The following is a 14,053-nucleotide window of genomic DNA, read 5'->3' on the forward strand; positions in this document are numbered from 1 at the left end:
TTCCCTTATAAATCTTCTTATAAACTTCTCTTATAAACAACAAGGATCTGTTATGTCTCTACCTAAAACTCAAGCTGCCGTCACCATTACTCAATTTGGTGAGGCGGATGTATTGAAGTATCAAGATAACTTGCCTATGCCCACTATCGAAGCGGGCCAAGTATTAGTGAAAGTAGCTTACGCGGGTATCAATCCCGTCGATTATAAGACTCGCCAAGGATTGGGCTGGGGTGCACAAAGCATTAAAAACAATCAATTTGCCAACGATGAGCCTGCTATCTTAGGTTTTGATGTCGCGGGCACAGTGGTAGCTAGCGAAAGCTCTGACTTTCAAGTAGGCGATCGGGTAGCGGCGTTAAATTTCGCGGGCGGCTGTTATGCGCAGTATACGGTAGTCGCCGCTGACGTCTTGGCGAAGGTGCCTGATGCAGTGGACTTAGAGGTGGCAGGTGGCCTGCCTTGCGTGGGCATAACGGCTAAGCAAATGCTAGATTTCGCAGCGATTCAAGATGGTGATCATGTGGTCATGAGCGCGCCAGCTGGTGGGGTTGGCCATCTAACCTTGCAACTGTTAATGCATAACATAGCCGAAAATAATGTGAAAGTAACGGTCATCTGCTCACCAGAAAAATATCAAAAGATTGCGGCGTTAATAGATACCAGTAAGCTGACCGGTTGGATTGACTACACTAAGGATGAGGCTTTTCCTAATCTAGACGCGGATATCTTGCTAGATTTGGTAGGTGGGGCTGCGGGCGAGCGGGCATTAAGCGTGGTGAAGCAAGGCGGGCGCGTGGTGGTACTGCCATCGATTTGGGCGGAAAAACTTAAAGAAGCGGGTGCGGATAAACAATTGGACGTAGAAGGCTTTATCGCGAAACCGAATGCCGAAGACTTAAATGCGGTATTGAATGATATTGCAGATGGCAAACTGCAGCTACAAATTCAAGCGACCTATCCTTTATCACAAACTCAGCAAGCTCATAAAGATCTCGAGCAAGGCGATAGCTTTGGTAAGCTTATTTTAGAAGCTTAGCGGCTAGCGGCTACCTAAATAGCTTGTCTAATTCATTAATTGTAAAGGCATTTCCTTAATTTTATTCAATACGCACCGAGCTGGACTTAGTCTAGCTCGGTTTTTTAGGTCTAAAGATAAGTTTTTTGCTAATTGGGAGTATACTTTGGGGTATATGAGAATGATTATAGAAACTATTTAGTGTATCGTGCACTACAGTGACCCGCTTTGTGTTAGGATTTTGACTTATCGTTGCTGGCTGGTTGTATTGGGTAAGATGGGTCTTAGGTAAAAGCAGTCGGTTATTTAGTAGACAGACTCACGCCAGACCGTTGCTCAGTAAGAGAACTGTTATAAGGCACTCGTATTTTGTATTTAAGTGAAAGGTTTAGGAAAGATGTTGATGATTAGAATGACGGCAATACTCGCTTTTAGTACCAGTCTGCTACTGCTAGGCTGTGGCGGGTTTGATGACAGCACGTCAGCGCCTAATAACCCCCCTAAAGATGAGTCACAAGTCCCTGCCAATATCCAAGGCTATTATGAGACCACCGTCATCGCGGATAATGGGGATGAGATTCTGGTTAATCTGATGGTGAAACCGGATGGCGAGTATATCGGCCTCTATAACAATTCATTCTCTGGCGGCAGCTATACTTATAAGAAAGAAGTTTTGAGTCTGATTGCCGGTCAATTAAAGACCGCACCTGGTAATAAATTAGTGACGCAAGTGAGAGAGTTTGACTCGGCTAATAGCACTATGCGCAACTATAAGGCGACGGCGCAATATGCCCCCGACGCTAGGCTGACGCTAGATTTAACGGGTACTGATGCCACGATTGATAAAAAGGTCTATGACTTAAGGTATGTGGCATTAGACAGCCCTAAATTAGCAAAGTTACCAGGCAAGTATTCGGGCGCGCTCGGCACCTTAACCAAGTTTACTTTGGTAGATACGACTATCGCCAATACTTATGCGGCTGATACCAAAAAATTAACGATTAATATCGGCCAGAATTGTCAGTTTATCGGCAGTATTAAAGACGCCGGTTATGAGCTCAATTATTATCCCTATACGGGTACCATGATGGGCAAAGGCTGCGTCACTAAAGGCGATTTCTCAGGATTAGTGATTAAAATTAATGGGATGTTGATTGTTCATGGCACCAATACCACTAACAGCGATGTGATGCGCTTTAATACGGTCAGCTTTAACAATACCCAAAACGCTTCTTAAAACCGCTGTCATGCACCCTATGACTATAAAGATTCATGGGGCTATAAAGGATACATCTGACGAAAGGTTAGACTAATTCGGCCAGCAGCGACGGCTTTAGTCTTGGTAACGGTATGCTTCCAATAGCGTTGGGTAGCGCCGCTCATGACGATCAGCTGACCAGACTCAAGATGAAGGGCGACTTTATCTTGGGTTTTTTTATGCTTGAAGACAAACTTGCGGGTGGCGCCTAAGGATAAGGCGGCAATGATAGGGTTGGGGCCCAGTTCTTTTTCATCATCGGCGTGATAGCCCATGCCGTCACTACCAGTAGGATAGTAGTTCAACAAGCAGCTATTAAAGTTTGCGGTAATACCAATATCTGCCAATTGCTGCTCGACGCATTGTTTCACGTGAAACACGGCAGCAGACCAAGCGATGGCTTGGCGGCTATGACCAGAATAATAATAGCTAATATCGGGCTCACCCATCCACACAATCTGGCGGGTGGTCACATGGGTCTTACCAAATAGGCTGACCACATCTGCCTGCCAAGGTAGCTCGTTGTATAACTCCTCGTACAGTTGCTTAGGGCTATCAAGCACTAGCCCTAAATCATTAACAATACCGTCGTAGGGCAGCAGATTTTCAGTCGGCGCTGGCGCGAATAAGTCGCTCATAGTATGGTTCCGTAGTCAGGGTGTAACCTACTGCATCTGCCCATAAATTTCATACCATCTCTTCTATAGAAGCACTAGCTTAGCGAATAAAGCTAAGCTTTATTGAACCGCTCCATAATCAGCTTAGCACACTGCTCAGGGGCTTCCATCGGCAGCAGATGGCCATAGTCAGGCCAAGTAATAAGGTCATCTTCTGCTACTATACCTTGCCAACTGGCCCGCACTTTATTGCTAATAAAAATCGTTGGTTTACCCACGATAAGGGTATAAGGCAGCTTGGCTTTATTGAGCTTTTGCAAAGCGCCATTAATATAGGGGGTACCAAAATAATTGGCCATCTCTTGTGCAGGCGAGAACAGCAGCTCAAAACCGCCTTTTTTAGCAGGGACGAGACTATTGTGTGCGAAGGTATAGAGGTGATCGTCACTGATACGTTTAAAGGCACGGTGCGCGCGTAGATGCTCATAGTAGGCGGTCACGCTATCCCAATGAGTTTGCTTGACCAAAGTACTTTTAAACGGCTCTTGGCGCATTTTTAGCGCTCGCGGTAGCAAGTCATAGGCAATCTTTTGTTGCTTGGTAAAAGTGACCGGTTCGATGAGATACAGCTGTGAGAATAAGTCAGGGCGTTTCGCAGCAGCCAGCGCCGTAGCAGTCGCCCCTTGTGAGTGGCCAATACCAATCACCGGCTGGCTATACATCTGCTCTAAAAAGTCAATAAGCATATCCGCATCTTGCTCACGGGTCAGCGTAGGCTTTGTGGGCAAGTCATGCCAATAGCCGCGCATCGCCAGGCTGGTCACCGCAAACTGTTGGCTCAAATCAGTCAATAGCGGCTCATAGACTCCCGCCGTAAAGCCATTACCACCATAAAAGTGCGCTGGTGGCAGAGTGGCTGTTTTTACAGGCTTATCTACTACAGAGAGGTCGTAGTAGCGGGCTCGTTGACCCTCGATGACTACGGAGCGCTCCGTATCGGCAAACGGGGCTTCGGTCATAGTTATAGTGTTCGCTGTGTTAACAGTTAAGGTATTCTGGCTCATGCGTCCTCTCCTAAAAATCCACCGCTTTGGCGATGCCACAAGCGCGCATAAACTCCATCAAGGGCGAGCAGCTCATCGTGGCTGCCTTGCTCAATAATCCGGCCTTTATCCATTACTACCAAGCGGTCTAAGGCTGCAATAGTTGAGAGGCGATGCGCAATCGCAATGACCGTTTTGCCGGCCATCATATCGTTCAAACTTTGGGTAATAGCAAATTCAACTTCTGAATCTAGCGCACTGGTCGCCTCATCTAATAACAGAATCGGCGCGTTCTTTAGCATCACGCGGGCGATAGCAATACGTTGACGCTGACCCCCTGAAAGTTTCACACCGCGCTCACCCACTTGGGTATCTAGCGCGGTATTGCCCTTGGCATCGTATAAGTCTTGGATAAACTCCCAAGCCTGCGCCCGTTTTGCCGCTGCAATAATTTCCTCATCGGTCGCTTCTGGACGCCCATAAGCGATGTTTTCGCGGACGGTACGATGGAGTAAGGAGGTATCTTGCGTGACCATGCCAATCTGGCGGCGAAGGCTTTCTTGGGTCACAGCATCGATAGCTTGTCCATCGATACAGATAGTGCCTTTATTCACATCATAAAAACGCAGTAGCAAATTAACTAGCGTCGATTTTCCGGCTCCTGAACGGCCTACGAGACCAATCTTTTCACCCGAGCGAATATCGAGGTGGAAATTATCTAACAGTTTAATTTCATTGGTGGCCGGGCTGCCATCGCTACTGGCAGGCGCCGTGTCTGTTTGATTTATCAGCGTCAATTCGGTGCCTTCATAGCCGAAATCCACATGATCAAACACGATATTGCCCTCAGTCACTACCAACGGTTGCGCATCTGGTTTATCCGTCACTGTTTGCGGGGCGGAAAGCGTGCGCATACCGTCTTGCACAGTACCGATACTTTCAAAGAGGCTGGCAGTCTGCCACATAATCCAGTGGGTCAGCCCATTAAGACGCAATGCCATGGCTGTGGCCGCGGCAATAGCACCGACCCCGACATCGCCCTTAGTCCATAAATACAGCCCGATAAAAGCGGTACTACCGATTAAGACTACGCTGATGACATGGTTGCAGATTTCTAGCACACTTACCCAGCGCATCTGCGCATGCACCGTGTTTAAAAACTGCCGCATCGCTGACTTGGCATAGGTGAGTTCCCGCTGCGAATGGCTAAATAATTTCACTGTCATGATATTGGCGTAAGCGTCGGTAATCCGCCCGGTCATCAAGGCTCTAGCATCGGCTTGCGCGCTCGCCGTAATTTTTAATTTGGGAATGAAAAATCTAAGCGTTAGCGAAAACAGCACCAACCAAATGATAAACGGGATAAGCAGTAGGCTGTCCAGATTAAAGAGAATCACACCGCTAGTGATAAAGTAGACGGTCACATACATCAGCATATCGGTGACGGTCATCACTGTGTCGCGCACCGCTAAAGCGGTCTGCATCACTTTAGCAGAGACTCGGCCTGAAAACTCATCTTGATAAAACTGCATCGACTGACTAAGCATGCGCTTATGAAAGCGCCAACGCATCTGCATCGGGAACACGCCCTGCAATACCTGAAAATGCACCAGAGAGGTCGCGCCAATCCATAGCGGGCTGAGGATCAAGACGGCAGCCATCAACAGCAGCAAGTCGCCTTTGTTGGTCCATAAGCTTTGCGGAGTATAAGTGCCTAGCCAATCGACTAGATTACCTATCCACGCAAATAGCATCGCTTCATAAACCCCGATACCCGCCGTCAAGATCATAAATAGCAATAACCAACCACGTAGACCGGCAGTACAGGCCCACAAAAAGGCCAGTAGCCCATCTCTAGGTAAGGGAATAGGGGTGTCGGGGAAGGACGTCAGACGGGTTTCAAAGTAGGAGAAGAGTTTATTCATAGCAGGCTTACAGGGCAGCTTTTTTATTGGATTATAGCCCAACAGTTTAGCAAAATTGAGGCTCTAATCCTGCTCATTGTTTGTAATCTAGACTGCCATTCTTAGTGGCCTTTTTTATAAACGACTTTGTATTATTATTGGTGCTTTGAACGCTATCTGGCGCTAAAATTTCGTTGGCTAGAGAGTATAGTCAATCCTATTTAAAACGGATACAACATGAGCTACTAATATAGATTTTCTGGCTAGGAATCATGATATGACTGAGGTTGGCGTAAATTTATATCAGTAGCGCTGTGTGAAATCTCGAGTGGATTGACTATAGCGGTAAATCGTTAAAGATAGCGAAAAGTATTGCGGCCTATGACATACCTTGTTACATTCACCGCCATAACTTTATAAGGCGAATAACGATGATTTATTTGGTCATAGCAGTGCTGTGCAGTGTGGCGGTGTCAGTCTTATTAAAAATACTGCGGCAACGCCAAGTGGATATTCGCCAGACCATTGTCGCCGGCTACCCGGTGGCTTTTTTATTAACTTGGTGGTTGCTAAGTCCAGAGTTAAGTGCGGTTGCAGAGTTGGGCAGCGCTTGGGGTATTATCTTCGCTTTAGGCATTTTATTGCCTCTCGTCTTTGTGATTCTGGGTCATGCCATTGAGTCAGTGGGCATTATTGCTACGGATGCGGCGCAGCGTTTGTCGTTAATTATTCCTATCGTCGCCGCTTTTTTACTATTTGGTGAGGTGTTAACGACGCAACGGGTTATCGGGGTGGCCATTGGTTTCTTAGCGCTGGGACTGTTGGTTTATCGAACGCCGAATTCATCTTCTATAACTGCAGCAGCTATAACGGCACCAGCTTCTACCTTAAGCGGTCATTCAGCTGTCGCTATTCCAACTAGTACTGCCTTTAGAATACCAACGTGGGGCTGGTTGCTAGGCGTCTGGCTAGGCTACGGCGTTATTGATATTTTATTCAAACAAGTCGCCAAACAAGGGGCCGCTTTTCCCCTGACTTTATTTTTAAGTTTTGGACTGGCAGCGCTGCTATTATTGGGCTATCTTATCAGTCAGCGGGTGCGTTGGCAGCCACGAGCCCTGCTGGCAGGACTGCTCTTAGGCGGGTTAAATATGGGTAATATTTATGCTTATGTGCGCGCCCATCAAACCTTAGCAGAGTCGCCAAGCATCGTGTTTACGGGCATGAATATTGGCGTCATCGCCGTGGCGACCTTAGTCGGCGTGGTGGTCTTTAAAGAGTCGCTAAATAAGATAAATATGCTAGGTTTATTGTTTGCCGTAATCTGTGTGGCCGTTTTATTCTTAGCGTAATATCGCTAGGGTAGAATGACAAAATATAGACTGCTAGATAGTGGCTACAAATCTAAAAACCTAACGTTAAGCCGCTATTTTATTAGCATCGTCTTTGTTAGCACGGTCATAAAATTTTTAGCAAACTCAATACGGAGTTTGCAGTATAGCTATGCTATATTTATTCCCATAAATGCCACCTTTAACTATGGTAAGAGCTAACCTTCACTTGTTAATATAATTATTAATAAAGGTTTCGCTAGCCAAGTTAATGTACTTTTACCTTTTCTCTTAGTTTTTATTTTATTGACCTTTTACCCTGATTTTATTTATTGAATAGGATATTCATATGAGCTATCAACAACAATTAGAAAGAATAAAAAACGACACGGGCTTTATTGCGGCACTTGATCAAAGTGGCGGTAGTACCCCAAAAGCACTACGTATGTATGGCGTTGAAGAAAGCGACTACGACAATGACGACGAGATGTTTGCCCAAGTTCACGAAATGCGCTCGCGTATCATGACCTGTAAATGTTTCTCTAGCGAGCGCGTCCTCGGTGCTATCTTATTCGAAGATACGATGGACCGCGAAGTGAATGGTAAGGCCACCGCCGCTTATCTTTGGGAAGATAAAAATATCGTTCCTTTTTTAAAGGTAGATAAAGGCTTAGCAGAGCAAATGGATGGCGTACAAGTCATGCTACCTATTCCCGGTTTAGACGCTTTGCTAGACAAAGCCAAAAATTCGCCAGTCTTCGGCACCAAAATGCGTTCTGTGATTCACAATGCTTCAGCGGATGGTATTGAAACCGTCGTACAGCAGCAGTTTGATGTGGCCAAGCAAATCATCTCTAAAGGCTTTATGCCCATCGTTGAGCCTGAAGTCAATATCGAAAGCCCTGAAAAATCAGCCTGCGAAGTGCTGCTAAAAGCTGAGATTTTACGCAATCTAGAGCGTTTAGACGGCGATCAGCAAGTCATGCTAAAACTGACGCTGCCTGAAGAAGCTGGCTTTTATAAAGACTTGGTAGACCATCCTAAAGTATTGAAAGTCGTCGCATTATCGGGTGGTTATAGCCGTGATGAAGCTTGTGATAGATTGGCGCAAAACCCAGGCATGATTGCGAGCTTCTCGCGTGCCTTTACTGAAGGGCTGAGCAAACAGCAGACAGACGAAGAGTTTGCTAATACGATTGATGCTTCTATTGATAAGATTTACTCGGCGTCAAAGGTATAGTCATTAGCGCATTAAGTTGCCGCTCTGCTATGGTTTTATAGTGAAGCTAATGCGGTAAATGAACGTTAGAGCCTCGATAAATTATCGGGGCTTTTTGCTATCTGGAGATAGAATCTTTGTAGTATGGAAGGAGGTTTTTTATTATCTTGGAACTGATAAACGTAAAAAAGCGCGACCCTAATAAATAGAATCGCGCTTCTTAGAAATTAATAATCACTAGCTCTTAGACGGCTATTAAGTCAAAGTAACTAGACTTCTTTATACAACTGACGGCCTTCAGCATGATATTTCTCGGTCATCTCAGCCATACCTTTTTGCACATCATCGTAGCTCGCTTCGCCCACCTGTCTAACCAACTCAGTATCCACTTCTTTAATCAGATGGTTCTCATCTTTTAAGTCACCGCTGCTCGGCGTTACCGCAGTAGTAGATTGTTTGGTCGGTAGCCCTGCTGCATATTCACGTACGTTTTGGGTAATTTTCATCGAGCAGAATTTTGGTCCACACATTGAGCAGAAATGTGCCGATTTATGCGCGTCTTTAGGTAGGGTTTCGTCGTGATATTCACGCGCCGTATCCGGGTCTAACGCTAGATTAAACTGGTCGTCCCAGCGGAATTCAAACCGGGCTTTAGACAACGCATTATCACGTGATTGTGCCCCAGGATGCCCCTTCGCCAAATCTGCAGCATGAGCCGCAATCTTATAGGTAATGATGCCATCTTTGACGTCCTTTTTATTCGGCAAACCTAAGTGTTCTTTGGGCGTCACATAGCACAGCATCGCTGTACCAAACCAACCAATCATCGCAGCACCAATGGCACTGGTAATATGATCGTAGCCGGGCGCGATATCCGTCGTTAACGGCCCTAAAGTATAGAAAGGGGCTTCATGGCACATCTCTAATTGCAGGTCCATATTCTCTTTAATACGGTTCATTGCCACATGACCAGGCCCTTCAATCATCACCTGCACGTCATGCTGCCAAGCGACTTGGGTCAGCTCGCCTAAAGTACGTAATTCGCCAAACTGTGCTTCATCATTGGCATCTTGCAGACAGCCAGGTCGCAAGCCATCACCCAAGCTAAACGCCACATCGTACTGCTTCATAATCTCGCAAATATCTTCAAAATGCGTATATAAGAAGCTCTCTTTATGATGGGCAAGGCACCACTGCGCCATGATAGAGCCACCGCGCGACACGATACCCGTTAAGCGATTGGCAGTCAGTGGCACATAGCGCAGTAGCACGCCCGCATGAATCGTAAAGTAGTCGACGCCTTGTTCGGCTTGCTCGATTAGCGTATCGCGGAAGATTTCCCAAGTCAGGTCTTCTGCCACCCCATCGACTTTTTCTAGGGCTTGATAAATCGGTACCGTACCAATCGGTACCGGCGAGTTGCGGATGATCCATTCGCGGGTTTCATGGATGTGTTTGCCGGTCGATAAATCCATGATGGTATCGCCGCCCCAGCGTGTGGCCCAGGTCATCTTAGCCACTTCTTCATCAATACTGGAACCGAGCGCAGAGTTACCAATATTCGCGTTAATTTTGACTAAAAAGTTACGGCCAATAATCATCGGCTCTGATTCAGGGTGGTTGATGTTATTCGGAATAATAGCGCGACCCGCGGCGACCTCAGAGCGGACAAATTCAGGGGTAATAATCTTCGGAGTATTGGCGCCGAACGTCTCACCATCGTGTTGGCGCATGTCCGTGAGCTCGTGCTGTTTTTGCGTCTCACGGATGGCGATATATTCCATCTCAGGGGTGATGATACCTTGGCGCGCATAGTGCATTTGCGTGACGTTTTTGCCCTTTATCGCGCGGCGTGGTTTATCAATATGGGCAAAACGTAGGTTGGCGGTAGTGATATCTCGAGCACGCTCTTTGCCGTAATTACTAGATAAGCCAGATAATACTTCGGTATCGCCACGCTCCTCAATCCAAGTTTCACGCAGTTTGGGCAAGCCTTTGGTGAGGTCAATTTCGACTTCAGGATCAGTATAGACGCCCGAGGTGTCATACACGTAGAAGGGTGGGTTGTATTCAGCCGTCTCACGACCGAAACCGCCGATAGGGGTATCCGTTAAGGTAATTTCGCGCATAGGCACGCGAATATCAGGGCGCGAACCGGTGACATAAACTTTGCGTGAGGCGGGCAGGTTACGGGTTAAATCACGTGCTTCTTCATCAAAGCGAGCGTCGGTAGTTTTGCGATGAGCAGGGGTTTTTAGCGGATTGGGTTTATCTGCTTTGCTAGCGTTTTGCGCAGGCATTGTCTCTGTATTGGCAGGCACTTGCTCTGTATTAAAAGCTTTTTGGTCAACAGGAGAAGTATTGGCTGGGATATCAGAAGTGATAGACATGGCGAGTCCTCATTTTATAAGCAATATAAAAATTAAAGACTCGGTGTCGGTAGGTTTTCAGCGATTAAGACCAGTTATCTCAGGGCTGTCATCAAGGTGGCTAATACTGTTGGTGACAGTATGAGCTAAAGGTGATGATTTTACAGGATACTGGCAGATAAACGACTTAGCGTTATTGATGGTATAGCGGGCCAGTACTTGGCCAAACCATAGCAATAAGTAAGACGGAAAACGGCGACTTTGACTTCCCTACGGTGGTACTAACCACATCAGGTGCAACGGGTGATGTCTCAGCAAGCGTCGTAAACAAGGTCAGCAATTATCGTAATAACTGCCTACTGGTTACGGCCTGCACCCCGAGTCTTAAAAATAAGAACCCTTATCTTAGCAGAGTTTATAACCGATAGGGGCTTTATCCCCTTTTTTAGCCTTAATTTCTTAACGCTAATGAGTCAACCCCTACCTAATAGGTCAGCGACGAATAAGCAGGTTGGTGCAGCAATGTCGCCAGCAGCTTCGTCAACAATGTCACTGCGCAAAAACCACCTTATAGCAGCGAAATTTTAAGGGTGCTGAGCTAAGCCCATAAAAATCAGTACCTAGCCATCATTACGGCAATTAAGAAGTTTTCTCAACAACAGGGATTTTACAAAAAACCTTTATTTTCATCAAATTGTCATATTCAACCGTCAATATATGCCCAGTAGCGATTGGGGCAGCTTACCAAGTATGTCGACTTCCAAGGCGCCGGGCCAAGGTCTCATTAGCGCTTTATTCTACCCACTAAAATTTAGATAAAAAATAAATGTTATTTAGGAGATACGCATGCGTTATTCATTACTAGCTGTAGCTATGGTCAGTGCCCTTACTTTGGCGGCCTGTGACAAAAAAGAAGCCACGGACGAGACCACAGTCGTTGAGCCTGCCGGTACTGCCCCTGCAGAGACCGCAACCCCGACTACGGCGAGTGCCACGCCAGCAGGAGCGTTTAAGTCTGCTGAAAACATCGCTATGAATATTACGGGTGCCGGCGCGTCTTTCCCGCAACCTATCTATGCTAAATGGTCAGCAGATTATAACGCTGCTACCGGTGGCCAAGTGAATTATCAGTCTATCGGTTCGTCAGGTGGTATCAAGCAAATTATCGCTAAGACCGTAGATTTCGGGGCTTCTGATGCGCCAATGACTCCAGAAGAATTGGCTGAAAATGACCTTATCCAGTTTCCAACAGTCATCGGTGGTGTAGTGCCAGTCGTGAATATCGAAGGCGTTGAACCCGGCCAATTAAAGCTAGATGGTGAAACTTTAGCGAATATCTACTTGGGCAAAATCAGCAAGTGGAACGACCCTGCCATTACCGCGCTAAACCCAGACTTAACGCTGCCGGATGCGCAAATTACTACGGTGTTCCGTTCAGACGGCTCAGGCACGACCTTTAACTTTACCGATTACTTAGCCAAAGTGTCTAGCGATTGGAAAGACAACGTCGGCGTTGATAAAACCATCAAATGGCCAACGACGTCAACAGGGGCGGGTGGTAAAGGCAACGAAGGTGTCGCGAGCTATGTCAACCGTATGAAAAACTCTATCGGTTATGTCGAATACGCTTACGCCAAGCAAAACAACATGTCGCATACTGCCTTGCAAAATGCAGCGGGCAATATCGTCCAACCTTCTGCAGAGACTTTCGCGGCGGCTGGTGATATCGATTGGTCACAGCAAGAAGGCTTCTATAAGGTCATCACTAACTCAGAGACTGAGCAAGCTTGGCCGATCGCTGCCGCTACTTTCATCTTAGTGCATAAGCAACCACAAGATGCGAAGCAAGTGGCAGGCGTCTTAAACTTCTTTGATTGGGCTTATAGCCAAGGCGATGACTCAGCCATGTCACTCGACTACGTGCCATTCTCTGACACCGCCGTAGCTTTATTCAAAGAGAAATGGAAAGACGTTAAAGGTAGCGACGGTCAGCCGGTCTATACCCCAGCGCAGTAGTCTCCACCCTTATAAAAATCTTGTTTTAATTTAACTCATCTTTTATCACAGTCAGTGCTTTTTAGAAAGGCGCTGACTGACTCCCTTCCAAGTTACCAGCTATATTCAGGTATAGCCGCTATAGCTGGTGACTTGGGAAGTTTTACCCCAGTGAATTGGGCTACTAGCTTGCGTAATAGCCCCGGCAGTTGACTGCGATAAGACTTTTATCAATTTCGTACTACCGTCATTTTGACGCTGCTCCCGCTACCCAATGCTCTACTATTTAATGATGAGGCGCTCATGGCAGACCTACACTCGCAACTGGCCAAACAGAAACGCTACGATGCCATCTTCGTCAATGCGACCAAAGCATTTGCGATTTTAGTGCTGCTGTCGTTAGGCGGTATCTTACTGTCATTAATCGTCGGCGCTTGGCCGAGCATTCAAACGTTTGGTCTTGGCTTTTATACCAGTAACAACTGGGATACGGTCGCCGATGAATATGGGGCATTAGCACCCATTTACGGCACGATAGTGACTTCTATCATCGCCATTGCCATCGCTGTTCCCGTCAGTTTTGGTATCGCCATCTTTTTGACCGAATTGTGTCCTGCCTTCTTAAAGCGTCCTTTGGGTATTGCCATCGAGCTACTCGCGGGCATCCCTTCCATTATTTATGGCATGTGGGGCTTGTTCGTGTTCGCGCCTTGGTTTGGCGACAATGTCCAGCCTTGGTTTATCGAGCATGTGGGTCCTTTACCTATCATCGGTAAGCTTTTTCAAGGCGCACCGATGGGGCTAGGCATGTTTACCGCTTCGTTAGTCCTCGCCATCATGATTATTCCCTTTATCGCCGCCACTATGCGTGATGTCTTCTCTGTGGTGCCCGACTTACTCAAAGAGTCGGCTTATGGGATGGGTGCGACGACTTGGGAAGTGATGTTTAAGATTATCTTGCCCTATACCAAAGCCGGGGTAGTGGGCGGCGTCATCCTAGGATTAGGTCGTGCTCTAGGCGAGACCATGGCGGTAACTTTCTTAATTGGTAATGCTTTCAACCTAAGTCCTAGCTTATTTACTTCCGGGGTCACGATTACCTCAGCGCTGGCCAACGAGTTTGCGGAAGCCTCGAGCGAATTGCACTTAGCATCGCTATTACACTTAGGCCTGATTCTGTTCGTTATTACCTTTATCGTGCTGTCTATCTCAAAGCTGATGCTGATGCGTATCGACCAAAAAGCGGGCAATTAAGCCCAGTAGTGATGCCAATAGCTCGCTCACTGAGCCGTAACCCCAGTC

Annotated in this window: 10 protein-coding genes and 1 riboswitch; of the genes, 6 read left to right on the forward strand and 4 right to left on the reverse strand. The window is 46.8% G+C overall.

Going from position 1 to position 14,053, the window contains the following annotated elements; translation table 11 throughout:
* The first annotated feature begins 52 nt into the window (after window positions 1–52).
* Both ACZ2XM_RS03885 and ACZ2XM_RS03890 read left to right on the forward strand, forming a co-directional pair.
* Window positions 53–1,036 (forward strand): NADP-dependent oxidoreductase, encoded by a 984-nt coding sequence (locus ACZ2XM_RS03885; RefSeq protein WP_490587074.1) that lies wholly within the window; start codon window positions 53–55, stop codon window positions 1,034–1,036.
* Between the two features lie 376 nt (window positions 1,037–1,412).
* On the forward strand, window positions 1,413–2,252 hold the full coding sequence (locus tag ACZ2XM_RS03890; protein ID WP_490587075.1) for a hypothetical protein: 840 nt from the start codon (window positions 1,413–1,415) through the stop codon (window positions 2,250–2,252).
* A 41-nt stretch (window positions 2,253–2,293) separates the two neighbouring features.
* Here the strand turns inward: ACZ2XM_RS03890 and ACZ2XM_RS03895 are convergent, their stop codons facing one another.
* The 3 genes from ACZ2XM_RS03895 to ACZ2XM_RS03905 form a co-directional block, all read right to left on the reverse strand.
* Window positions 2,294–2,911, reverse strand: a complete 618-nt coding sequence (locus tag ACZ2XM_RS03895) for an alpha-ketoglutarate-dependent dioxygenase AlkB family protein (RefSeq protein WP_490587076.1) — start codon at window positions 2,909–2,911, stop codon at window positions 2,294–2,296.
* 92 nt (window positions 2,912–3,003) lie between these two features.
* Window positions 3,004–3,954, reverse strand: coding sequence for an alpha/beta fold hydrolase (locus ACZ2XM_RS03900; protein WP_490587077.1), 951 nt, complete (start codon window positions 3,952–3,954; stop codon window positions 3,004–3,006).
* Entirely contained in the window at window positions 3,951–5,858 is a 1,908-nt protein-coding gene (locus tag ACZ2XM_RS03905; RefSeq protein WP_490587078.1) for an ABC transporter ATP-binding protein, read from the reverse strand. Before ACZ2XM_RS03905 ends, ACZ2XM_RS03900 begins: the two co-directional genes overlap by 4 nt.
* 410 nt (window positions 5,859–6,268) lie before the next feature.
* On the opposite strand from ACZ2XM_RS03905, the gene ACZ2XM_RS03910 reads away from it, so the two are divergent.
* Window positions 6,269–7,189 (forward strand): EamA/RhaT family transporter, encoded by a 921-nt coding sequence (locus ACZ2XM_RS03910; RefSeq protein ID WP_490587079.1) that lies wholly within the window; start codon window positions 6,269–6,271, stop codon window positions 7,187–7,189.
* Between the two features lie 328 nt (window positions 7,190–7,517).
* Window positions 7,518–8,408 (forward strand): fructose bisphosphate aldolase, encoded by an 891-nt coding sequence (locus tag ACZ2XM_RS03915; RefSeq protein ID WP_490587080.1) that lies wholly within the window; start codon window positions 7,518–7,520, stop codon window positions 8,406–8,408.
* Window positions 8,409–8,656: 248 nt separating this feature from the next.
* Here ACZ2XM_RS03915 and thiC read toward each other — a convergent pair whose 3' ends face one another.
* Window positions 8,657–10,687, reverse strand: a complete 2,031-nt coding sequence (gene thiC, locus ACZ2XM_RS03920; RefSeq protein WP_490587446.1) for a phosphomethylpyrimidine synthase ThiC — start codon at window positions 10,685–10,687, stop codon at window positions 8,657–8,659.
* Between the two features lie 319 nt (window positions 10,688–11,006).
* A riboswitch (TPP riboswitch) is annotated at window positions 11,007–11,146 on the reverse strand.
* A 456-nt stretch (window positions 11,147–11,602) separates the two neighbouring features.
* Here thiC and pstS point away from each other — a divergent pair.
* Both pstS and pstC read left to right on the forward strand, forming a co-directional pair.
* Window positions 11,603–12,772, forward strand: a complete 1,170-nt coding sequence (gene pstS / locus ACZ2XM_RS03925; protein WP_490587081.1) for a phosphate ABC transporter substrate-binding protein PstS — start codon at window positions 11,603–11,605, stop codon at window positions 12,770–12,772.
* A 282-nt stretch (window positions 12,773–13,054) separates the two neighbouring features.
* Complete coding sequence (gene pstC / locus ACZ2XM_RS03930; protein ID WP_490587082.1) at window positions 13,055–14,005, forward strand: phosphate ABC transporter permease subunit PstC; 951 nt, start codon at window positions 13,055–13,057, stop codon at window positions 14,003–14,005.
* Window positions 14,006–14,053 lie beyond the last annotated feature (48 nt).

It is taken from the genome of Psychrobacter sp. CoH-33_TS_01 (assembly GCF_058189395.1).